Here is a 21,543-nt window from a genome sequence, read left to right as displayed (position 1 = left end):
GACGCGCATTTAGGGTGTGCCCCCGGAGGGTGTCAAGCGGACTTCCGCATGTCGGTCCGTTCGGCACGCGCTAATCGGCGCCCTAATCTTTGGCGGCACGCCCCGCATCGTCTTCCAGGGCCGCTTCATCGTCCAGAAACGTGATCCGCCCCTCCGGCTCCGGCGCCACCTCATGGGCGGAACGCACGAAGGCCATGACGTCGTTGGCGATCAGCCGGCCGTCGCGCCCGTTGATGAGGGCGTGCCCCTTCGTCAGCGCCACATAGCCGTCGCCGCCATCCGCCATGAAATCGTTGGTGGCGAGCGTATAGACCGCGCCCGGATCGAGCGGCTTGCCGTCGATCTCCACGGCCTCGACGCGTTCCCCCGCGGGCTTTTTGAGATCGGCCGTCACGCGCATGCCGGAAATCTGCGGGAAACGGCCGCTGGCATTCTCCACATCGCCAAATCCGTGCTCGAGTGCTTCCAGGATCGCCGCGCCGGAGATCTCGAGCTTCACCGTGACATTGCCGAAAGGCAGCTCCGTCAGGATATCGCGCCGTGTGATCGTGGCTCCCGGCTCATAGGTTCGGTTGCCGCGAATGCCGCCGCCATTGGTGATCGCGACATCGGCCGCAGTGCCGGCCCGCATCGCATCGGCGACGAGATTGCCGATCGCCGCCTCTCCGGTGCGCACGGTGGCGCGGCGGCTGTCGAGCGCCGTCTTCGTCGTGCCGACGGCGACATCGAGCTCCTTGGAAAGATCGGCCTGAAACTCGTCGATCTTTGCCTGCACAGCGCTGTCGCCGATGACGCCCGCCGTATCGATCGGGCGAAATTCCGGCCACCACGAAAGCCTGCGTGTGCCGTCCTTCTCCTCGATCCCCATGCGCACATCGACGGCAGTGACGTACTCGCCCTGCTCCTTCGATTCCGCCATCGCCGTCTTGCCGTCGAAGAAGATCATCAGATCGTGATCGTCGCCGGAGAGGATGAGATCGAAGGCACGGCTTTGGAAAAGCGCCCGGTCGACCTCATGGCCGGCATGGGCGACGGCGACGACGAAATCGGCACCCTTGGCACGCAAAGCCTCGGCCGCGTCCTCGCCGGTCGCAAGCGCCGGCGCGATCTTCAGCGAGCCAGGGCTCGACTTTTGATAGGAATCCTCCGCTGTGAGGCCGACGATGCCGATTTTGATGCCCTCCGCCTCGATCATGCGCGTATCGGCGATCGCACCGATCCTCTTGCCGTCCTCATCGCGCAGATTGGCGGCGAGCACGGGAAACTCCGCCTCACCCATGCGCCTGGCAAAGACCTCGGGGCCGAAATCGTATTCGTGGTTTCCCGGCACGAAGACGTCCGGCTTGATGATGTTGAGGAGCGTGATGATATGCGCCCCCTCGTCGAAACCCGCCATCAGCGACGGCGAAATCGCGTCCCCCGCATGCGCGAAGATGACGTGATCGCGCTCGGCACGTTCGCGCGCCACCACGGCGCCGATGCGGGCATAGCCGCCGCGCACATCATCCGAGCCTGCCATCTGGTCGGCATCGTTGACGAGAAGAAAGGTGACGGAGACGTCCTCGGCCGCCGCAAAAGAGGGCACAAGCGAGACGGCAATGACGAACGCGGCAAACCATCGCAGCGTTGAAGCCATGGCTTCATTCCCCTGTTCGGACAATCATTATACAGAATTTCAGGATTATGCGTGCTTCGACCCGCTGCTCCATTGGCTCCGCCTGTGCTACGACCTATCTTGCACAACTCGGTGACGCCATGCGCAGACAGGTGGAAGGTGCGCCGTAGAATCTTATCTTGGCCCTGATGCCAGAACGAGGGAAGCCGTAGTGCTGGACCGGCCCGTTTTTTCCAGTTTTTCCGATTCCAGACGCAACGACATGAAGGAGATGGTCCTTCCGTCGGATCATCCGCCCGTGCGCGCCGGGCGCATCGGTGTCCTGCTCGTCAATCTCGGCACGCCCGACGGCACAGATTACTGGCCGATGCGTCGCTATCTGAAGGAATTCCTGTCGGACCGCCGCGTCATCGAAACGCCGCGTCTTTTGTGGTGGCCGATCCTCAACGGCATGGTTCTGTCGACCCGCCCGCAAAAGAGCGGCGAGGCCTATGCCACGATCTGGAATAAGGAGCGCAATGAATCGCCCCTGCGCACCTTCACCCGCAGCCAGGGCGAAAAGCTCGCCGCCGATTTCGCCGCCGAAGACCGCGTCGAGGTCGATTGGGCGATGCGCTACGGCAATCCTTCAATCGCCGAAAAGCTGACCGGGCTGCAGGAAAAGGGCTGCGAGAAGGTCCTGATCGTTCCGCTCTATCCGCAATACAGCGCCACCACGACGGCGACGGTGAACGACAAGACCTTCGATGCCTTGAAGGAGATGCGCTGGCAGCCGGCGATCCGCACGGCGCCGCCCTGGCACGATGAGCCGGCCTATATCGACGCGCTCGCCCAGTCGGTCGAAGAGCACATCGCCGGGCTCGACTTCACGCCGGAGGTCGTCATCACCTCCTATCACGGCCTGCCGAAATCCTATTTCGAGAAGGGCGATCCCTATCACTGCCATTGCCACAAGACGACGCGGCTCCTGGCGGAACGCCTCGGCTGGCCGAAAGACCGGCTTCTCACCACCTTCCAGTCGCGCTTCGGGCCGGAGGAATGGCTCCAGCCCTACACCGACGAGACGACGGCCAGGCTTGCGAGCGAAGGCGTGAAATCGCTCGCCATCATGAATCCGGGCTTCGTCTCCGACTGCCTGGAGACGCTCGAAGAGATCGCCATCGGCGTCGGCGAGACGTTCGAGGAGCATGGCGGCGAAAACTTCAGCCACATCCCCTGCCTCAACGATTCCAAGCACGGCATGCACGTCATCAAGACCGTCGTGATGCGCGAATTGCAGGGCTGGCTTTAGAAAGCCCCGCACCGCTCGGGCGGCCAGAGAGTGGGCAGCACGATCACGTCACGCGTTCGGGGACGCGCGAACAAGCGGCGTTTGCGCAAGCGCGGCCACTCTGACGCAGCGACCATCGCAGCTTCAGAACAGCCGCACGTCGAGCACAAACGGCTCAAAGCCGATCACCCTGATCTGCGAGGCCCCGGGATGCCGATGATTGACGAGAACGTTCACGTCCGGCGAGCCTTCGATCGGCACGATCGCTGAGGGCACTTTCAGGAGCGGAGCCGACGCAGAGCGGAGCCAGGCATTGCCGCGTTGCTGCGTCCAGCTCTCCTGCCGGCGCCAGTCGGGCGGCATCTCGGTGAGCTCCACCGTCTCCGCCGCCATGTCATCGGGCGCCTCGTAGCGAACCATCACCAGGTTCGGCAGGAGCGCCGGATCTTCGACATGGACGAGCTTTTCCAGGACGCAGAGCGACGGAGAGGTGGCGCAATAGGTCACCGCATGCCCGATGGTGTTCCAGCGACCGTCGAAGAAGAGACCGTATCCGCCGTCGAAGGTTTGTGCGTACCGTTCGCCCGACAGGCGCCACAGCAGCATTACGCGGCCGCACCCCATGCGATCTTGCCAAGGATCGTTTCGATCACCCGCGCGCCGGCCTCCGTCTGCGCGACGAGGAGCGGCATGTCGCCATGGAGCTCGGCCAGGGGACGCCGGAGCCAAAAATTGGCCTTTTCCTTGTCCCCAAACGTGTCTTCGGCGACGGTCTGAATGCGGAGAAGCCGCACGGCGCGGTCGGATTCCTCCACGGTCAAAGGCTGCCGCTTCTCGCTGCGATGGCGCCGCGTGCGCTGCGGAAGAACGAATTTTTCGATTTCCTGCTCGCTCAAGCCCGCCTCTGCCAGGCCCTTCAAGGCCGCCAAGGGGAGCCGGTTTCGCACCGCCACCGCCAATTCCGCCTGCGTGCGCACGGCACTGCCGAGGACCGACGAGCCGCCAAGCTTGCGCGCGACTTCCTCCACGACGATCGACATGCGCCACCTCTTTCACGAACGGCAATGTGCCGTATATATGCCGGCATATTGCCGAACTCAAGTCCGCGATCGGCTGAGCCACAGCGCCCCAGCCGCAACCTCCGAGACGATCGCAGCCATCTTCTTGCCCACCCCCATAGAAGAGCGCACCAGAAGAGCGCGACCTTGCCTGTTCGGCCGCATCTCGGCGATGTGATCATCCCCGACGTGTTCGATTAACGGAAATCTGCTACCGCCCTTGGCCGGCAAGATCGCCCACGAAGATTGGCGCTGCAGGCACGCCATTCCCATGTAGAGGAAGACGGCCTCGCAGCAGGCCCAAGGAGAAGTAACACCCATGCTCGGTGGATTCGATATCGTCGTCATCGTCCTGGTCGTCTTGATCGCGCTCGTCCTCTTCGCGAGCGTCAAGACGGTGCCGCAGGGCCACAATTACACGATCGAGCGCTTCGGCCGTTACACCAAGACGCTGTCGCCCGGCCTCAACGTCATCGTGCCTTTCATCGACCGCGTCGGTGCCAAGATGAACATGATGGAGACGGTGCTCGACGTGCCGAGCCAGGAGGTCATCACCCGCGACAACGCCACGGTGACGGTGAACGGCATCACCTTCTTCCAGGTCATGGATGCGCCGCGCGCCGCCTATGAGGTGAATTTCCTGGAAAACGCCATCGTCAATCTGACGATGACCAACATCCGCTCCGTCATGGGTTCGATGGATCTCGATCAGCTCCTCTCCATGCGCGACGAGATCAACGACAAACTTCTGAAAGTGGTCGATGCGGCCGCCGGCCCCTGGGGCGTGAAAATCACCCGCATCGAGATCAAGGACATCGATCCGCCGCGCAATCTCATCGATTCCATGAACCGCCAGATGATGGCGGAGCGTGAAAAGCGCGCCTCGATCCTGACGGCACAGGGGCTGCGCGAGGCCGCCATTCTGAAGGCGGAAGGTGAAAAGCAGTCGCTCATTCTCCAGGCCGAGGGCCGGCGCGAGGCCGCCTTCCGCGATTCCGAAGCGCGCGAGCGCGAGGCCGAAGCCGAGGCGAAAGCGACCGCCTATGTCTCGGAAGCCATCTCCAAGGGCGACGTGCAGGCGATCAACTATTTCGTCGCGCAGGAATATGTCGGCGCGCTCAAGGCCTTCGCCACCTCGCCCAACCAGAAGACGTTCTTGATGCCGATGGAAGCCTCCGCCGTCATCGGGGCGCTCGGCGGCATCACCGAAATCGCCCGCGAAGCCTTTGCCGACAAGGACGAGCATCCCGTGCGGGGCGGCCGCGCCAGCAGCACCAGCAGCAGCCCCAGCAGCAGCAGTGGCAGCGTGCCCTTCACCGGCCAGCGGCCGGAGCCGTCCGGTGACATCTCATGATCCAAGCCGCGATCGAAAGCCTCGGCGGCTGGACCTGGTGGATCCTCGGGCTCGTCCTTCTCGGCGTGGAGGTTCTCGCCCCCGGCTTCTTCTTCCTGTGGTTCGGCGTCGCCGCGCTCCTCATCGGGGTGAGCGCGGTCACCATCTCCTGGCCGTGGCAGATGCAGATCCTGGGCTTTGCCGTTCTGTCGGTGGTCGCCGCTCTCGCCGGCCGCCGTTTCTTCGGCTATCGCGACGCGCCGTCGAGCGATCCATATCTCAACCTGCGCACCGCCCGTCTCCACGGCCGCACCTTCACGCTCACCGAACCGATCGCGGAAGGCTCCGGCCGCATCCGCATCGACGACAGCGTCTGGCGGGTAAGCGGCCCCGATACGCCGGCGGGCGCGCGCATCCGCATCGTCGGCGCCGATGGCGCGCTTTTGCTGGTCGAACCCGAAGCCCCGCTCAGCCACGATTAGGCCGGAACCTCCGCAAACCTTGCGTTAACTATAAGCGTTTACCGCTTGGCAGGCATGTCCCGCGCGTCGCGGGACCGGAAAGCCTATGCGCGTGCGCCTGCCGGCCATCATTGCTTCCGCCGCACTGATCGGCGTCCTTGGTCCCGCACTTCTCGTCGTGCAGGCGAACTCCGCGCGCGCCCAAGAAACCTCAGGCCCCACCGACTTCACCTTGCGCGGCAGCGATGCGGCCGACGAGGACACGCTGTTTCAGGATAGCGGCGAAGCGAACAGCGGCGACGCGGGCGACGAGGCCGGGCAAAGTGCGTCAGCCGAGCCACCGCCTCCGCCGCCCGGACAGCCCTATCCCACGCCCGACGCGCCCATCGGCCCGCCCCCATTCGGGCCGAGGCCGGACGAACCGATAGGCCCTCCGCTTGCCGGGCCCCCGTCCCCGCCTCAGCCGGAACCGCGCCAGCGCCGCGCCACGCCAAAACCGCAGCTCGACGGCCGCCGTCTCATCCGCCGCGTCGTGGAGGAGGAAGAGGCGGAAGATCCCTATGCGCAGGTCGGTGTGCGCGTCGGCACCTTCGTCCTGCGCCCGACGCTCGATCTGGGCGCCATCGCCTCCGACAATCCGGACGGCGACGAACAGCAATCCTGGGAGGCGGGCGGCCTCGTCGCCCCCACCCTCAATCTGCAATCCGACTGGGACCGTCACGCCGTCGAACTCGACCTCCGCGGCACGGCAAGCTTCTACGACGACCATGCCAACGACGACCGTGAGGCAGAGGCGAAATTCACCGGCCGCTACGACATCAGCTCCGACACGGAAATGAATGTCGAGGCGGGCTATCTCTACACGCTGGAATCCTTCACCGATCCCGACACGCCGTCAGCCGCCGTCGAACGTCCGGCCGAACAGAATTACAACGCCGCTCTCGGCGTCACCCAGCGCTTCAACCGTCTCGGCATGTCGTTGCGCGGCTCCTTCGAGCGCGAAACCTACGAAGACGTCACCACGGCCTCCGGCGCCACGATCAGCCAGGAAGACCGCAACAACAACGATTATGCGCTGACCGGACGCGCGAGCTATCTCATCTCGCCAGCGCTCGAGCCTTTCGTGGAGGCGCGTCTCGGCACCACCCGCTATGACGAGAGAACGGATGCCGCCGGCTATCGCCGCGACAGCCGCTGGGGCGAACTGACCGGCGGCGTCATCGTCAATCTGTCGCCGAAACTCGCCGGCGAGATCGGCGTCGGCTATCGCCACGAAAACTACGACGATCCGCGTTTTGAGGATCTCAACGCGCCGCTCGCGACGGCCGCGCTCTTGTGGTCGCCGCGCCGCCTCACCAATGTCCGCCTCGACCTCGCCACGACGACGGAGGGAACGACGATCGAGGGCGCCTCGGGCTCCGTCATCCATTCCGCCGATCTGACGCTTGAGCGGCGCATGCGCCACAATCTCTTCGCAGAGGCAGGCCTCGGCCTCGATTACCGCGATTACCACGGCGTCGATCTCACGGAGACGACCTGGACCGCTTTCGGCGGCCTCGTCTACGACCTCAACCGCTACGCCGCCCTCATCGGCCGCTACACCTACGAGCGCAGGATCCTCGATCCGGGCGAGACGGTCGAAACCAACACCGTCTCCGTCCGCCTCCGTCTGAAGCGCTAGGGTCCAAGGCGCCCCGGAATCTCGCACCCGACTCCTGGGCCAGAATTTAGCGTCAGAATCCAAGGATTGACGGAAGAAGCCTATGGCACGGCCTCTTCCCCTCCCCCTTGCGGGGAGGGGCCAGGGGAGGGGTGTCTCCGTTTGCCGGGCGGTCAGCGGCTCTGACCTTGAAACTCACCACCCCTTCATGCCCCGGCGCCAGAGCTCTTATCCCCGAACGTCCAAACAAAACCCGACCCATCGGATTTTCCGATCATATCGCCGCGAATTTCGAACTTTTTATTCGGATTTCACGGACCTACCTCCCTCCCGTAACAGCAACGGGATTTCAGCGATGAGCGAAGATTACTCCTCCACCAGACCCGAGGAACTGAAGCCGTTCCTCGGCCGCCATTTCATCTACACCTATGACAATGGCTGGCAGTACGAGATGTACATCAAGAACGCCGACACCATCGACTACCGCATCCACAGCGGCATGGTCGGCGGTCGCTGGGTGCGCGATCAGAAGGTGCATCTGGCCCGCCTCTCCGACGACGTGCTCAAGGTGTCCTGGGACGAGCCGACCGGTACCTCCGTCAGCGTCTCGGTGAATTTCGCCGAGCGCCAGCTCCACGGCGTCATCTTCTTCCCCCAATGGATCGCCCAGGATCCGAAGAAGACGGTGTGCTTCCAGAACGAGCATCTCGACGAGATGCGCGCCTTCCGCGATGCCGGCCCGACCTATCCGAAGCTCGTCATCGACGAATTCGCCAAAGTGACGTTCCTGGAGACCTGCGCGGTCGACGACGAAACCGTCGTCGCGGTGGCGCCTGAGGAATTGCCCGAAGGCTATGCCAGCCGGACCTGATCCTGCCCGTCGAGCAACAGGCGGCCCAGCGCCCGGGCCGCCTTGCCGGCCCGCGTCTCGTCGGCCCAGCTCAGCGCGAGCGGGATGACCCTCCGGCTGCCGCTGACGAGATCGAGCTCCACCAGGCGCCGCGCCGCCAGATGCGCGGCAACGAGATGTTCGGGCAGCCAGCCCCAGCACAAACCGCTGAGAACTGCCTCCACGCCGGCTTCCAGGCTGTTCACGTCCCAGGTGCGGCCATCGGAGGGCGACAGCCCCTCGCTCGCCATCACCGCCCCGTCGCCGCTGATCGCCACACGCAGATGGCGCGCCAGCGTCGCCGGCGTGATGGCGCCGCCCGACCTTTGCACCAGCGGATGCCCGGGATCGGCCACGGCCAGCATCGGGATGTCGATGAGCGGATGCTGATCGGCTCGTCCCGGCTGCCAGAGCGAAATTGCGAGATCGAAATCGTCGGAGGCCCGATCCGGCTCGGGCACGCGCACACTCTCGCGCAGCGCCACCTCCACATGCGGATGGCGCTCGGCAAACACCTGCAGCGCGCCGAACAACCTCTGACGGGGAAAGATGCTGTCCACGCGAAGCCGCACCTGGCTCTCCTCGGTGCCGAGCGACCGGGCGCGATCCTCCAGCCGGCTGAGATCGTCGATGAGCGGATTGGCCTCCGCCAACAGGCTTCGCCCGGCCGGTGTCAGCCGGGCCCTGCGGCCTTCGATCTCAAAGAGCGCGACGCCGAGGCGCTCCTGCAGGCGGCTGATGGCATAGCTGACCGAGGACTGGCTGCGGTTGAGCCGTTCCGCGGCCTGGGCGAAGCCGCCGCTCTCGACGACGGCCTGCAGGACGGCCCATTGCTCCATCGTGGTTCTGGGAATCCGCATCGCGCCCGTCCGGTCCCCGCCCCTCGTTGATCCCCGGCTTGAAGCCCCCGTCCTCTCCCGGGGCGAGAGGTCCCTCGCGCTGATCCCGCGCTGATGAAGCGTGGCGCGACGGGCGCGAGGTCGGATCGGAGACGCCATCGCCTCCGACCTTTCCGCATCCCTTGGAGGGAGCCCCCTTATACGTCGGCGCCATAGGACGGCGCCGACGTGATCGGCCAAACTAGCCGACGAGGCCCTTCAGCCAATCCTTGCCGAGCTTCTTCAGCTCCGCCTTGAAATCGTCCGCGATATCCTCGCGGTCGAGCGCATAGGCGACATTGGCGGCAAGGAAGCCGGATTTCGCGCCGCAATCGAAGGTCACGCCGCGGAAGCGCACGCCGGTGAAACGCTGCTTCTCAGAGAGAGCCTTCATACCGTCGGTCAGCTGGATCTCGCCGCCGGCGCCGGGCTTCGTCGTCTCCAGAAGCTTGAAGATCTCCGGCTGCAGGATGTAGCGGCCGGAAATATAGAAGGTCGAAGGCGCCTCTTCCTTCTTCGGCTTCTCCACCATGCCTGTGATTTCGACGCCGACATCGTCGTCCTCGCCGAGCGCCACGATGCCGTATTTGTGCACCTGCTCCGGCACCGTCTCTTCGAGCGCGATGACGTTGCCGCCGTGCTTTTCGTAGGCGGTCATCATCTGCGCCAGACAACCGGGCTCGGAGCGCATCAGCATGTCGGGCAGAAGCACGGCAAACGGCTCGTCGCCGACGATCTCGCGCGCGCACCAGATCGCATGCCCGAGACCGAGCGGCGCCTGCTGGCGGGTAAAGCTCGTGCCGCCGGCGGGCGGCAATTCGGCCTTCAACACGTCGAGCTCGGCGGTCTTGCCGCGCGCCTTCAGCGTGTCTTCGAGCTCCGGCTGGATATCGAAATGGTCTTCGATGACGCCCTTGCCGCGCCCGGTGACGAAGACGAAATGCTCGATGCCGGCGGCCTTCGCCTCGTCGACCACATATTGCAGCACGGGCCGGTCGACGATCGTCAGCATCTCCTTCGGCACGGCTTTGGTAGCGGGAAGAAATCGTGTGCCGAGGCCTGCGACAGGCAGGACGGCTTTTCTGATCCGGTTAACCACGGGAACCTCTTGGGGTACGGACAAGCGCGACACCCGTTTAGAATAAGCGTCCCGCACGAGTCCAGGCGGGTCGGGGTGGCGCACGCAGGCTCAAAACCTAGGCGACGCCCGCAAAAAGTGAAGGCCAGAAGAAAGGGGACGGGCGCGCATGAGCGTTCTGGTAACGGGGGGCGCCGGTTATCTGGGCAGCCAGCTCGTGCTCGCGCTTCGCGACGAGGGCGAGAACGTCGTCGTCCTCGACAACCTTTCCACAGGCTATGAATGGGCCGTGCCGCGCGGCGCCGAACTCGTCATCGGCGATGTCGGCGACCGGCTTCTCCTCAACCACATCATGCGCACCCGCCGCGTCGATGCCGTCCTGCATCTCGCAGGCGCCCTCGTCGTCGTCGATTCCGTCGCCGACCCGCTCGGCTATTATCTGAACCACTCGATCAAGACGCGCGAATTGATCGCCGCCGCGGTCGCGAACGGCGTCGACCACATCGTCCTGTCCTCGTCGACCGCCGTCTACGGCCACCCTGCCGAAAATCCGGTCCCCGAGACCGCGCCGCTCGAGCCGCTGACGTCCTACGCCGTCTTCAAGGCCTCGGCGGAGCGCATGCTCGCTGAGGCCGGCGCCTCCTACGGCCTCAAGAGCGTCAGCCTGCGCACCGGCCATATCGCCGGCGCCGATCCGTCGGGCCGCGTCGGCCATGCGATCGTCGGCGCCACCGATCTCGTCAAGATCGTGCTCGAAGCGGCCCTCGGCCGGCGCGAATACGTGCCCGTCTTCGGCACCGATTACGACACGCCCGACGGCACCGGCATTCGCGATTACGTGCATGTCGCCGACGCCGCCGATGCGCATCTGGCCGCCCTCGCTTATCTCCGAGCCGGCGGCGACAGCCTCACCGTCAATTGCGGTTATGGCCAGGGCCACAGCGTGCTTGAAGTGATCGACGCGGTGCAAAGGATCGCCGGCAAAGTGCTCGATGTGCGCGCCCGCGCCCGCCGGGCCGACGATATCGTCAGCCTCGTCGCCGATCCGCACCGCATCCTGAAGGCGCTCGCCTGGCAGCCGCGCTTCTCCAATCTCGAAACGATCCTGGAACACGCGCTCGCCTGGGAGGCCCGCGCCGCCATGCGCGCCGCCTGAGGCGGATCGCCGCCTTTCTTACGGCCGGGTGTCATGGCGGTTTCTCGCCCCGGCGTGCCACGGCGGCTTTTGCCGCGCCGGAAGCCACGCTAACATGGGCCCTCAAACGAGCGGCTTGAATGCCGCGCCGGTTCGCGTCATGTGCTGCGACACGATGAACCCTCGGCGCGGAGCCGAAAGGCGCCGCCACCGTCGATCCCGGTGATCGACCGGACGAACCGGCCAGGCGCGGGAGCGTGAGATGCGCAGTTTCTTTGCAGGCTTCATGGTGGCGCTCGCCGCTCTCGCCTTTCTCGGCGCGGAGATGGATGTCACTTCGCGTGCCGCAGCGGCCGAGACGATCGTCGTCGCCCAGAACGACCGCCAGCCGTCCCTCTTCCGCTTCCTGTTCGGCCCGCGGCGCAACGCCCAGCCGCAGCGCCAGGAGCCGCAGACGCGCCAGCGCGCCCCGCAGCGCTCCACCCCGCGCCGGTCCACGCGCCGCAGCACGCCCCGCGCACCCGTGGAGCCGCAGGTCGACATCGTGGAGAAGGCGGAAGACGCAAAGCGCGTCCTCGTCGTCGGCGATTTCTTCGCCCGCAGCATCGCCAAGGGTCTCGACGAAGCCTTCGCCGAAAACCCGAAAGTCATGATCATCCAGGCCGCCAACGGCTCCTCGGGCCTGGTGCGCGACGATTTCTACGACTGGCCGGCGCGGCTTCCCGAGCTCATCGCGGAGCACAAGCCGGATGCCGTCGTCGTCATGCTCGGCGGCAACGACCGCCAGGAGATCGGCAAGCTCGCGGTGCGCGGCGACGAATGGAACGAGGCCTATGGCGACCGTGTCGCAAAACTCGCCAATGTCATCGCCGAAAGCGGCGAGCCCGGCATCTGGGTGGGCCTCGTGCCGGTCGCCTCCTCCGTCATGTCGCGCGATTACAGCGCCTTCAATTCCATCTACCGCGAGACCCTGGAAGATTCGCCAGTCAAATTCGTCGATGTGTGGAACGGCTTTGCCGACGACGAAGGCAAATACGTCGCCTCCGGCCCGGACATGAACGGCCAGAACCGGCAGCTGCGCGTCGGCGACGGGCTCAATTTCACCCGCGCCGGCCAGCGCAAGCTCGCCTTCTTCATCGAGCGCGATTTGCAGGAAATCCTGAAGACCGGCTCGCCGTTCCTGGCCTCCCTCGAAGAGGGCGAAGCCGCGGCCGAGAAGGAAGCCCGGCCTGCGATCAGCGCCATGATCCCGATCGACAAATTGATCTTGGGCAACGCCGGCGGCCTCTCCACCTATACGCCCCGGATCAGAGCCGAGCAGCCGACAGGCGCCGGCAAGGAAGGCAGCGACGAGGACGCGCCTGCAGCAGAGGACGAAACGGCTGCCGTTCCGCGCTCCTCACCCGCCGAAGCGGCGCCGCAAAAGGTCGAAGAGGAAGACGTCGAGCCCGAGGCGGAAGCCCTGCTCGCCAAAATGATCGCCGGCACGCCGCCGCCGGCCGGTCGCATCGACGATTACCGCTGGCCGCCGGAGCGGCGCACGCCGCCGGTCAAAGCCGCCGACAAGGCGGCCGAGACGTCATCCGAAAAGCCGGCCGAAAGCGATGAAAGTGCTTCGGCCGCCACCTCGCCCGAAGCTGAGGCCGACAATCCAGAACCGGACCCGGCAGAACGCGCAGCGTCAGCGGCACCCGCCGAATAGACCTCACGCGTCGAAACGCGCCGAGGCCCCGGCCTTCGTTATATCTGAAGTCACATCGCCGCTTAGATCTGCCGTCACAGCGGCAGCGAGGTCTCGTCCATCAGAAACTCGTCGATCGAGCGCGCCGCCTGCCGGCCCTCGCGGATCGCCCACACCACCAGCGACTGGCCGCGCCGCACATCGCCGGCCGCAAACACCTTGTCGACGGAGGTGCGATAGCTCTTCTCGTCGGCGAGAATGTTGGTGCGCCGGTCCTGCTTCAGCGCGCCGCCGAATTCCTTGACGAAGGTGTCTTCCAGCGGTCCGGAAAAACCGATGGCGATGAAGGCGAGATCGGCCTTCAGGATGAATTCCGTGCCTTCGAGCGGCTGGCGCTTTTCATCGACGCGAGCGCATTTCACGCCGGTCAGAACGCCGTTCTTGCCGACGAATTCGAGCGTCGCCGCCTGGAATTCGCGCTCCGCCCCCTCCGCCTGGCTGGAAGAGGTGCGAAGCTTCGTCGGCCAGTACGGCCACACCAGCGCCTTGTTCTCCTTCTCCGGCGGGCAGGCGCGGATATCGAGCTGCGTGACGGAAATCGCGCCCTGGCGGAACGCCGTGCCGACGCAGTCCGAGGCCGTATCGCCGCCGCCGACCACCACGACATGCCGGCGTCCGGCCCAGATGTCGTCGGGATGATCGATCTCCGGCACCGGCTCGCCGTTCACGCGCCGGTTCGACTGAATGAGATAGGGCATGGCGTAATGCACGCCGGTCAATTCCATGCCGCCGATGCCCGGATCGCGCGGCCGCTCAGAACCGGTGGCAATCAACACGGCATCGTGCTCATCGACGAGCTCCTTCATCGGCTTCGTCACACCGATATTGACGCCGTAATGGAAGATGACGCCCTCGCCTTCCATCTGCGTCACACGCCGGTCGATATGGTATTTTTCCATCTTGAAGTCGGGGATGCCGTAGCGGCAGAGCCCGCCGGCCTTCGGCTCGCGCTCATAGACATGCACGTCGTGGCCGACGCGCGCGAGCTGCTGGGCCGCCGCCATGCCAGCCGGGCCCGAACCGATGATGGCGATGCGCTTGCCGGTCTTTCGCTCCGCCGGCTGCGGACGGATCCAGCCCTGCTCGAAAGCCTTGTCGGCGATCGCCTGCTCCACCGTCTTGATGGTGACCGGCACGTCTTCGATATTGAGCGTGCACGCCTCTTCGCAAGGCGCGGGACAGATGCGGCCCGTCCATTCGGGGAAATTGTTGGTGGAATGGAGGTTGCGCGCGGCCTCCTCCCAATCGCCCTGCCAGACGAGATCGTTCCAGTCGGGGATCTGGTTGTGCACCGGGCAGCCCGTCGGCCCGTGGCAATAGGGAATGCCGCAATCCATGCAGCGCGAGGCCTGCCGGCGCACCTCCGGCTCCGGCAAGGGCAGGACGAATTCCTTGAAATGCCGGATGCGGTCGGAAGCCGGCTGGTAGCGCTGTTCCTGCCGATCGATCTCCAGAAAGCCTGTGACTTTAGCCATAACTACGCTTCACCCGTCATTCCCGCTGCCGCCCCGCACTCGTCGTGCCGAAAGCCCGCCGCCGGAGATCCCGATCCGGTCAGACTTCATGCCGCAGCCTTTTTTGGATTTCCAGTTCCGCCTGGCGGGCAAATGCCCGCAGATCGGCCCCATGCCCCTACTCGCGCCGCCCTTGCTCGCGTGTCTCTCGTGGCGCGCTCCGCACCTGTCGTGATGGGCCGGCCTGGCGCCGGCCCCGACCTTTGCCTCACTCCGCCGCGATGCGTCGCCCGCCGCCCATGCGGCGTTCTTCCATCTCGACGAGGGCACGACGATATTCGACCGGCATCACCTTCACGAATTTCGGCCGGAAGTCCGCCCAGTTCTCCAGGATGTGCTTGGCACGCTTGGAGCCCGTGTAATGGTGATGGTTGGTGATGAGCGTCAAAAGCCGCTCCTCGTCATGCGTGTTCATGTTGGAGGAGACGTTGACGCGGCCGTGCCATTCCATGTCGCCGCCATGGTGGTGCAGCTCTTCCAGAAGCGCCTCTTCCTCCGGCACTGGTTCGAGCTCGACCATGGCGAGGTTGCAGCGCCGTTCGAACGAGCCGTCCTCGTCGAGCACATAGGCGATGCCGCCCGACATGCCGGCCGCAAAGTTGCGGCCCGTCTCGCCGATGACGACGACGATGCCGCCCGTCATGTACTCGCAGCCATGGTCGCCGCAGCCTTCCACGACCGCGATCGCCCCGGAATTGCGGACGGCGAAGCGCTCGCCGGCAACGCCGGAGAAATAGCACTCGCCCTCGACGGCGCCGTAAAGCAGCGTGTTGCCGACGATGATCGCCTGCTCCGCCGGAAGCTGGAAACCCTCCGCCGGCCGCACCACGATGCGCCCGCCGCACAGTCCCTTGCCGACATAATCGTTGGCGTCGCCTTCGAGGTCGAAGGTCACGCCGCGGGCCAGGAACGCCCCGAAGGACTGGCCGGCCGTTCCCTTCATCTTCACCACGATCGTGTCGTCGGGCAGGCCCTCATGGCCGTAGCGCTTGGCGATCTCGCCCGACAGCATGGCGCCGACCGAACGGTCGAGATTGGCGACCTTCACATCGATCTGCACCGGTTCGCCGCGTTCGAGAGCCGGCGCCGCTTCCTTGATCAGCTTGCGATCGAGCACCGTCTCGATCGGATGCTCCTGGCGCCTTGTCCAGCGGACCTCGTCGTCAGGCGCGTCCTGGCGATGGAAGAGCTTGGAGAAATCGAGCCCCTTCGCCTTCCAGTGCTTGATGAGCGGCATCGTGTCGAGCCGGTCGGAACGTCCGACGAGCTCTTCGAGCTTGCGCACGCCCATCGCCGCCATGATCTCGCGCACCTCTTCGGCCACGAAGAAGAAGTAGTTGATCACATGCTCCGGCGCACCGCGGAAGCGCTTGCGCAACACCGGATCCTGGGTGGCGACGCCGACCGGGCAGGTGTTGAGATGGCATTTGCGCATCATGATGCAGCCGGCCGCAATCAAAGGAGCGGTCGAGAAGCCGAATTCGTCGGCGCCCAAGAGCGCACCCACGATCACGTCGCGTCCGGTCCTCAGCCCTCCGTCGACCTGCAGCGCCACGCGCGAACGCAAGCCCTCATGCACCAGCGTCTGATGGGTCTCGGCAAGGCCGATCTCCCAGGGCAGACCCGCATGCTTGATGGAGGTGAGTGGCGAGGCGCCCGTGCCGCCGTCATAGCCGGAAATGGTGATGTGGTCAGCGCGCGCCTTGGCGACACCGGCCGCAACCGTACCGACACCCACTTCCGCGACGAGCTTCACCGACACGTCGGCCGCCGGATTGACGTTCTTCAGGTCGAAAATGAGCTGCGCCAGATCCTCGATCGAATAGATGTCGTGATGCGGCGGCGGCGAAATGAGGCCGACGCCCGGCGTCGAATGGCGGACTTTCGCGATCACCGCATCGACCTTGTGGCCGGGCAGCTGGCCGCCTTCGCCGGGCTTTGCGCCCTGCGCCACCTTGATCTGCATCATGTCGGAATTGACGAGATATTCCGTCGTCACGCCGAAGCGGCCGGAGGCGACCTGCTTGATCGCGGAACGCTCCGAATCCCCGTTCGGCTTCGGCACGAAGCGCTCCGGCTCCTCGCCGCCCTCGCCGGTGTTCGACTTGCCGCCGATCCGGTTCATGGCGACCGCAAGCGTCGTATGCGCCTCGCGCGAAATAGAGCCGAAGCTCATCGCGCCGGTCGCGAAACGCTTCACGATCTCCGCCGCCGGCTCCACCTCTTCCAGAGGCACCGGCTCGACATCCATAGACTCCGCCTCGCGGATGCGGAAGAGCGAGCGGATCGTCAGCCGCTTCGCCGCCTCGCCGTTCACCATCTCGGAGAAGGTGCGGAAGCGGTCGAAACCTTCGCCGCGCACCGCATGCTGCAGATGCGCCACGGCATCCGGCGTCCACACATGGTCTTCGCCGCGCATGCGGAAGCCGTATTCGCCGCCGACTTCGAGCGTGCGCCTCAGAACCGGGTCGTCGCCGAAGGCAAGGCGGTGACGCCGTGCCGTCTCCTCGGCGATCTCTGCAAGACCGACGCCTTCGATCATCGTCGCCGTGCCGAAGAAGAAGCGGTCGACGAAGGCCGAAGACAGGCCCACAGCATCGAAGATCTGCGCCCCGCAATAGGATTGGTAGGTGGAGATGCCCATCTTGGACATCACCTTCAAAATCCCCTTGCCGACGGATTTGATGAAGCGTTCCACCACTTCGCGCGCATCGACGACGTCTGGGAAGTCGCCGCGCTCATGCATCTGCGCCAAAGTCTCGAAGGCGAGATAGGGGTTGATCGCCTCGGCGCCGTAGCCGGCGAGCACTGCGAAATGATGCACTTCGCGCGCCTCGCCCGTCTCCACCACGAGGCCGACCGAGGTGCGGAGCCCCTTGCGGATCAGGTGATGGTGCACGGCCGCCGTCGCCAGAAGCGCCGGCATGGCGATGCGCTGCGGGCCGACCAGGCGGTCCGACAGGATGATGATGTTGTAGCCGTCGAGCACCGCCCGCTCGGCGCGCTGGCACAGCCGGTCGAGGGCGTCTTCCATGCCATCGGCGCCGAGGCTCGCATTGTAGGTGATGTCGAGCGTCTTCGTCTGGAAATGGTTGTCGGCGATGTCACCGATGCCGCGGATCTTTTCGAGATCGGCATTGGTGAGGATCGGCTGACGCACTTCGAGCCGCTTCCTCTCCGACAGGCCTTCGAGATCGAAGAGGTTCGGCCGCGGCCCGATGAAGGAGACGAGGCTCATGACGATTTCCTCGCGGATCGGATCGATCGGCGGGTTCGTCACCTGGGCGAAGTTCTGCTTGAAATAGGTGTAGAGCAGCTTCGGCTTGTCGGAGAGCACGGAGACCGGCGTATCCGATCCCATCGATCCGATCGCCTCCTGACCGGTCACCGCCATCGGCGCCATCAGGATCTTCAGGTCTTCCTGCGTATAGCCGAACGCCTGCTGGCGATCGAGCAGCGAGGCAGCCGTCGTCGGCGCGCGCGAGGCGACCTCCGGCATGTCTTCCAGAACGATCTGCGTGCGGGCGAGCCACTGGCGATAGGGATTGCCTTCCGAAAGCCGCGCCTTCAGTTCGCCGTCGTCGATGATGCGGCCTTCCTGAAGATCGATGAGCAGCATCCGACCCGGCTGCAGCCGCCATTTGCGCACGATCGAGCTTTCGTCGACCGGCAGGACGCCGGCTTCGGACGCCATGATGACGAAGCCGTCGTCGGTCACGACATAGCGCGCCGGCCGCAGCCCGTTGCGGTCGAGGGTGGCACCGATCTGGCGTCCGTCGGTGAAGGCGATCGCCGCCGGCCCGTCCCACGGCTCCATCAGCGCCGCATGGTACTGGTAGAAAGCCCGCCGCTTCTCGTCCATCAGCGGATTGCCGGCCCAGGCCTCCGGCACCAGCATCATCGCCGCATGGGCGAGTTCGTAGCCGCCGATGGTCAGGAATTCGAGCGCATTGTCGAAACAGGCCGTGTCCGACTGACCCTCATAGGAGATCGGCCACAATTTATCGATGTCGTCGCCGAGAAGCGGCGAGGAGATCGACGCCTGGCGGGCCGCCATCCAGTTGACGTTGCCTCTGAGCGTGTTGATCTCGCCGTTATGGGCGACCATCCGGTAGGGATGGGCAAGCTTCCAGGACGGGAACGTGTTCGTCGAGAAGCGCTGATGCACGAGGGCGAGCGCCGAGGCGAAGCGCGGATCCGACAGATCCTTGTAATATTCGCCGAGCTGATGGGCGAGGAACATGCCCTTGTAGACCGCGGTGCGGCTCGACATCGAGACGATGTAGAAGCCTTTGTCGCGACCGTCGCTCTCGTGGAAGATGCGGTTGGAGATGACCTTGCGCAGAATGTAGAGGCGGCGCTCGAAATCGTCGCCCTCGAGCCCGTCCGCCGCGCCGATGAACACCTGCCGGTGCACCGGTTCCGCCGCGCGGATCTTCTGCGCCTTCGACAGGCAGGAATTGTCGACCGGCACGTCGCGCCAGCCGAGCACCGTCTGGCCTTCCTCGGCCACCACCTGTTCCACGACGCCTTCCAGATGCCGGCGCAGCTCCGCGTCCTGCGGCATGAAGATGACGCCGACGGCATAGCGGCCGAGCGGCGGCAGCGAAAAGCCGTGGGCCTCCGCCTCGCCGCGGAAGAACGCGTCCGGCAGCTGGATGAGCATGCCCGCCCCGTCGCCGACCTCGGGGTCGGCGCCGACAGCGCCGCGATGCGTCAGATTGTGGAGGATCTTGAGCCCGTGCTCGACGATCGTGTGCGAAGGCCGCGCCTTCAGATCGGCGATGAAGCCGACGCCGCAGGCATCGCGCTCGCCGCGCGGATCGAGAAGACCTTGGCCGGCAGCCGGCGTTTTTCGCGTTCCGCGCACGCGCTCCGCGCGCTCAAACGCCTGCGCCGCTGCGCGCATCCGCTCGCTCTTGAGGTGAGGTTCCATCGTCACGGCCTGCCTCCGCCATCTCGCCCCGCACCGAAACCCTTCGTCTCGGGGCACCTCTTCCGTTCGGGTCGCACGCCTCGTTCAGGACATGCGGCTCGAGCAATCGGCTTAACGCCTAAGCTCACACTTATACTGGTTGGGCACATTCGGGTTGAGCGGAATGCCCTTCGCTCGGCCCTTTAATGCCCCGTCTTCGTCGTCGGCGATCTCGGGACCGGCGCCCTCCACCAACTAGGACAGAAGACCTGTCCTATTCATTCACCATCTCAAATTTTGCAAGAGACGACAAGTCGACTCTCCGCGCCGTTCAAAGGCCGAACGGAACTGTTGCGTCGTCGCCGGTGCCGCAGGGTGAAATCCGTGGCAAGCTTCGCCGTCGCGGAGAGAAGCTTCACGGCCGCGGCTGGGCAGCTTTCGCCAACCGTCTATGCCAGACTTTCGCGCCTCGTCAAAGGAGAGATGGGACTTCGCCAAAAATCCCCGATCCTGAATGACTTCTCCTGCCGCGTTCCTCGCGGGCTCGTCTGTCAAAGGCCGAGGCGGAGACTTGGCCGGCCGCGCGGGAGCCTGCGGCCGCGGTCGGGCTTTCGCACATCACCTTGAGGAAGGCGCCGGCAACGCCGCCCGAAGCAACAGAGAAACAGCCGCGAAACAGCCAAGAGACAGCCGAGAAACATCGAGAAAAACCGCTCGCGATCGACAGAACTCTCCAAGCCTTCGTTTCCTGCCGCGAAAACCTCGAAACGGCTGCCCCCGAGCGCTCGTCCCGGCGTCGCAGGCTGCCGCACCCCCTTGCGCCAGACGCGCGCCGGCCCTAAGCCGCCAATATGCAGTTTGCCAGCGACAATTGGTCCGGCGCAGCGCCGGAAATCGTGGAAGCGATCGCCCATCAGGCGGCCGGCCATGCCGATGCCTATGGGGTGAGCGCCCTCGACCGCGCCGTCGAAGACCGCTTCAACGCGCTTTTCGAGCGGGAAGTGGCCGTCTTCTTCGTCGGCACCGGCACCTCGTCGAACGCGCTCGCGCTCGCCGCGGTCAACAAGCCCGGCGGCGCCGTCTTCTGCCACCGCGAAAGCCATATCGTCGTCGACGAATGCGGCGCGGTGGAATTCCAGACGGGCGGCGCCCGCCTGATGCAGCTCGACGGCCCGCTCGGAAAAATCGATCCGGGCGAGTTCAAGGATGCCGTGTCGCGCTTTTCGCCGGATTTCGTGCATGCCGGCCAGCCGATGGCGCTGTCGCTGACGCAGGCGAGCGAGGTCGGCACCATCTATACGCGCCAGGAGGTCGAGGCGCTGACGGCCATCGCCCATGAGCGCGGCCTTCCCGTTCACATGGACGGGGCGCGCTTTGCCAATGCGCTCGTCAATCTCGGCGAAAACCCGGCCGACATCACCTGGCGCCAGGGCGTCGACATCCTCTCCTTCGGCGGCACCAAGAACGGCTGCGTCTCCGCCGAAGCCCTCGTCTTCTTCGATCCGAAAATGGCGGCCGAGCTTCCCTATCTCAGAAAGCGTGCCGGCCACCTCTTCTCCAAGACCCGCTTCATCGCCGCCCAGTTTCAGGCCTATCTCGCCGACGATCTGTGGCTGCGGCTCGCCGCCCACGCCAATGCCATGGCCGAGCGCCTGCGCGCCGGCATCGAAAGCTCCGACAAGCCCCGCCTCGCCTGGCCGAGCGAGACCAATGAGAGTTTCGCCTTGCTGGGGCGCGAGCAGGCGAGCTTCCTGCGCAAGGCCGGGGCCGTCTTCCTGGAATGGCCGCGCCCGCACGGTCTGAAGATGGAGAAAGGCGAAGACGAAATCCTTGTGCGCCTCATCACCAATTTCCAAACGAGCGAAGACGAGGTTGACCGTTTCGTCGAACTCCTCGGCGCCAAGCTTTAGGCTGGAAGCTTCGGCAGCCGCCGAAGAGGCTCCACCGCAAGGTGGACGCACTGCGCGCCCTGTCTCTGGACGCGCGGTCTGCCTCG

15 protein-coding genes are annotated in these 21,543 nt (G+C 65.2%); 8 read left to right on the top strand and 7 right to left on the bottom strand.

Translation table 11 applies throughout. The features are described from left to right. Positions 1-82: 82 nt before the first annotated feature. Positions 83-1,636: a bifunctional metallophosphatase/5'-nucleotidase gene (locus EO094_RS01770; protein ID WP_128290634.1), complete on the bottom strand. Its 1,554-nt coding sequence runs from the start codon at positions 1,634-1,636 to the stop codon at positions 83-85. Positions 1,637-1,877: 241 nt separating this feature from the next. On the opposite strand from EO094_RS01770, the gene hemH reads away from it, so the two are divergent. Next, the gene (hemH, locus tag EO094_RS01765; RefSeq protein ID WP_128291757.1) at positions 1,878-2,906 is read left to right on the top strand and encodes a ferrochelatase; all 1,029 of its coding nucleotides are present in this window, start codon (positions 1,878-1,880) and stop codon (positions 2,904-2,906) included. A 123-nt stretch (positions 2,907-3,029) separates the two neighbouring features. Here the strand turns inward: hemH and EO094_RS01760 are convergent, their stop codons facing one another. Together EO094_RS01760 and EO094_RS01755 are read right to left on the bottom strand one after the other, a co-directional pair. After that, positions 3,030-3,491 carry an RES family NAD+ phosphorylase gene (locus EO094_RS01760; protein WP_128290633.1) on the bottom strand — a complete coding sequence of 154 codons (462 nt, stop codon included), beginning with the start codon at positions 3,489-3,491 and terminating at the stop codon, positions 3,030-3,032. Beyond that, entirely contained in the window at positions 3,491-3,925 is a 435-nt protein-coding gene (locus tag EO094_RS01755) for an antitoxin Xre/MbcA/ParS toxin-binding domain-containing protein (RefSeq protein WP_128290632.1), read from the bottom strand. The genes EO094_RS01760 and EO094_RS01755 overlap by 1 nt, the downstream gene beginning before the upstream one ends. Before the next feature lie 337 nt (positions 3,926-4,262). On the opposite strand from EO094_RS01755, the gene EO094_RS01750 reads away from it, so the two are divergent. The 4 genes from EO094_RS01750 (at position 4,263) to EO094_RS01735 (ending at position 8,268) form a co-directional block, all read left to right on the top strand. Beyond that, positions 4,263-5,297 carry an SPFH domain-containing protein gene (locus EO094_RS01750; protein WP_128290631.1) on the top strand — a complete coding sequence of 345 codons (1,035 nt, stop codon included), beginning with the start codon at positions 4,263-4,265 and terminating at the stop codon, positions 5,295-5,297. Beyond that, entirely contained in the window at positions 5,294-5,758 is a 465-nt protein-coding gene (locus EO094_RS01745; RefSeq protein ID WP_128290630.1) for an NfeD family protein, read from the top strand. Before EO094_RS01750 ends, EO094_RS01745 begins: the two co-directional genes overlap by 4 nt. An 85-nt stretch (positions 5,759-5,843) precedes the next feature. After that, positions 5,844-7,418 carry an outer membrane beta-barrel protein gene (locus tag EO094_RS01740; protein ID WP_128290629.1) on the top strand — a complete coding sequence of 525 codons (1,575 nt, stop codon included), beginning with the start codon at positions 5,844-5,846 and terminating at the stop codon, positions 7,416-7,418. A gap of 334 nt (positions 7,419-7,752) precedes the next feature. Beyond that, positions 7,753-8,268, top strand: a complete 516-nt coding sequence (locus tag EO094_RS01735) for a phenolic acid decarboxylase (RefSeq protein WP_128290628.1) — start codon at positions 7,753-7,755, stop codon at positions 8,266-8,268. Here EO094_RS01735 and EO094_RS01730 read toward each other — a convergent pair. Both EO094_RS01730 and galU read right to left on the bottom strand, forming a co-directional pair. Continuing rightward, positions 8,250-9,146, bottom strand: coding sequence for a LysR family transcriptional regulator (locus tag EO094_RS01730; protein WP_128290627.1), 897 nt, complete (start codon positions 9,144-9,146; stop codon positions 8,250-8,252). The two genes, EO094_RS01735 and EO094_RS01730, sit on opposite strands and share 19 nt — an antisense overlap. Positions 9,147-9,366: 220 nt before the next feature. After that, a complete protein-coding gene (galU, locus tag EO094_RS01725) occupies positions 9,367-10,263 on the bottom strand; it encodes a UTP--glucose-1-phosphate uridylyltransferase GalU (RefSeq protein WP_128290626.1) in 897 nt (298 codons plus the stop codon). 148 nt (positions 10,264-10,411) lie between these two features. Between galU and galE the strand changes: the two genes are divergently transcribed. Then, positions 10,412-11,398 (top strand): UDP-glucose 4-epimerase GalE, encoded by a 987-nt coding sequence (galE, locus tag EO094_RS01720; protein WP_128290625.1) that lies wholly within the window; start codon positions 10,412-10,414, stop codon positions 11,396-11,398. A 241-nt stretch (positions 11,399-11,639) separates the two neighbouring features. Continuing rightward, entirely contained in the window at positions 11,640-13,079 is a 1,440-nt protein-coding gene (locus tag EO094_RS01715) for an SGNH/GDSL hydrolase family protein (RefSeq protein WP_128290624.1), read from the top strand. Positions 13,080-13,153: 74 nt separating this feature from the next. Here the strand turns inward: EO094_RS01715 and EO094_RS01710 are convergent, their stop codons facing one another. Then, positions 13,154-14,593 carry a glutamate synthase subunit beta gene (locus EO094_RS01710; protein WP_128290623.1) on the bottom strand — a complete coding sequence of 480 codons (1,440 nt, stop codon included), beginning with the start codon at positions 14,591-14,593 and terminating at the stop codon, positions 13,154-13,156. Positions 14,594-14,840: 247 nt separating this feature from the next. Then, positions 14,841-19,568: a glutamate synthase large subunit gene (gene gltB, locus EO094_RS01705; RefSeq protein WP_128291756.1), complete on the bottom strand. Its 4,728-nt coding sequence runs from the start codon at positions 19,566-19,568 to the stop codon at positions 14,841-14,843. Between the two features lie 830 nt (positions 19,569-20,398). Between gltB and EO094_RS01700 the strand changes: the two genes are divergently transcribed. After that, the gene (locus tag EO094_RS01700; protein ID WP_128290622.1) at positions 20,399-21,457 is read left to right on the top strand and encodes a threonine aldolase family protein; all 1,059 of its coding nucleotides are present in this window, start codon (positions 20,399-20,401) and stop codon (positions 21,455-21,457) included. Positions 21,458-21,543: the final 86 nt, after the last annotated feature.

The organism is Afifella aestuarii, from assembly GCF_004023665.1.
GTDB lineage: Bacteria > Pseudomonadota > Alphaproteobacteria > Rhizobiales > Afifellaceae > Afifella > Afifella aestuarii.
The sequence above is the reverse complement of the archived record's forward strand: the minus strand, read 5'-3'. Positions and strand labels throughout refer to the sequence as shown.

Coding starts and splice junctions, on each gene's coding strand:
- EO094_RS01730 (WP_128290627.1), bottom strand. CDS start 9,146: ATGCGGATTCCCAGAACCACGATGGAGCAATGGGCCGTCCTGCAGGCC.
- gltB (WP_128291756.1), bottom strand. CDS start 19,568: ATGGAACCTCACCTCAAGAGCGAGCGGATGCGCGCAGCGGCGCAGGCG.
- EO094_RS01735 (WP_128290628.1), top strand. CDS start 7,753: ATGAGCGAAGATTACTCCTCCACCAGACCCGAGGAACTGAAGCCGTTC.
- EO094_RS01770 (WP_128290634.1), bottom strand. CDS start 1,636: ATGGCTTCAACGCTGCGATGGTTTGCCGCGTTCGTCATTGCCGTCTCG.
- EO094_RS01755 (WP_128290632.1), bottom strand. CDS start 3,925: ATGTCGATCGTCGTGGAGGAAGTCGCGCGCAAGCTTGGCGGCTCGTCG.
- EO094_RS01750 (WP_128290631.1), top strand. CDS start 4,263: ATGCTCGGTGGATTCGATATCGTCGTCATCGTCCTGGTCGTCTTGATC.
- EO094_RS01745 (WP_128290630.1), top strand. CDS start 5,294: ATGATCCAAGCCGCGATCGAAAGCCTCGGCGGCTGGACCTGGTGGATC.
- hemH (WP_128291757.1), top strand. CDS start 1,878: ATGAAGGAGATGGTCCTTCCGTCGGATCATCCGCCCGTGCGCGCCGGG.
- EO094_RS01700 (WP_128290622.1), top strand. CDS start 20,399: ATGCAGTTTGCCAGCGACAATTGGTCCGGCGCAGCGCCGGAAATCGTG.
- EO094_RS01760 (WP_128290633.1), bottom strand. CDS start 3,491: ATGCTGCTGTGGCGCCTGTCGGGCGAACGGTACGCACAAACCTTCGAC.
- EO094_RS01710 (WP_128290623.1), bottom strand. CDS start 14,593: ATGGCTAAAGTCACAGGCTTTCTGGAGATCGATCGGCAGGAACAGCGC.
- EO094_RS01715 (WP_128290624.1), top strand. CDS start 11,640: ATGCGCAGTTTCTTTGCAGGCTTCATGGTGGCGCTCGCCGCTCTCGCC.
- galE (WP_128290625.1), top strand. CDS start 10,412: ATGAGCGTTCTGGTAACGGGGGGCGCCGGTTATCTGGGCAGCCAGCTC.
- EO094_RS01740 (WP_128290629.1), top strand. CDS start 5,844: ATGCGCGTGCGCCTGCCGGCCATCATTGCTTCCGCCGCACTGATCGGC.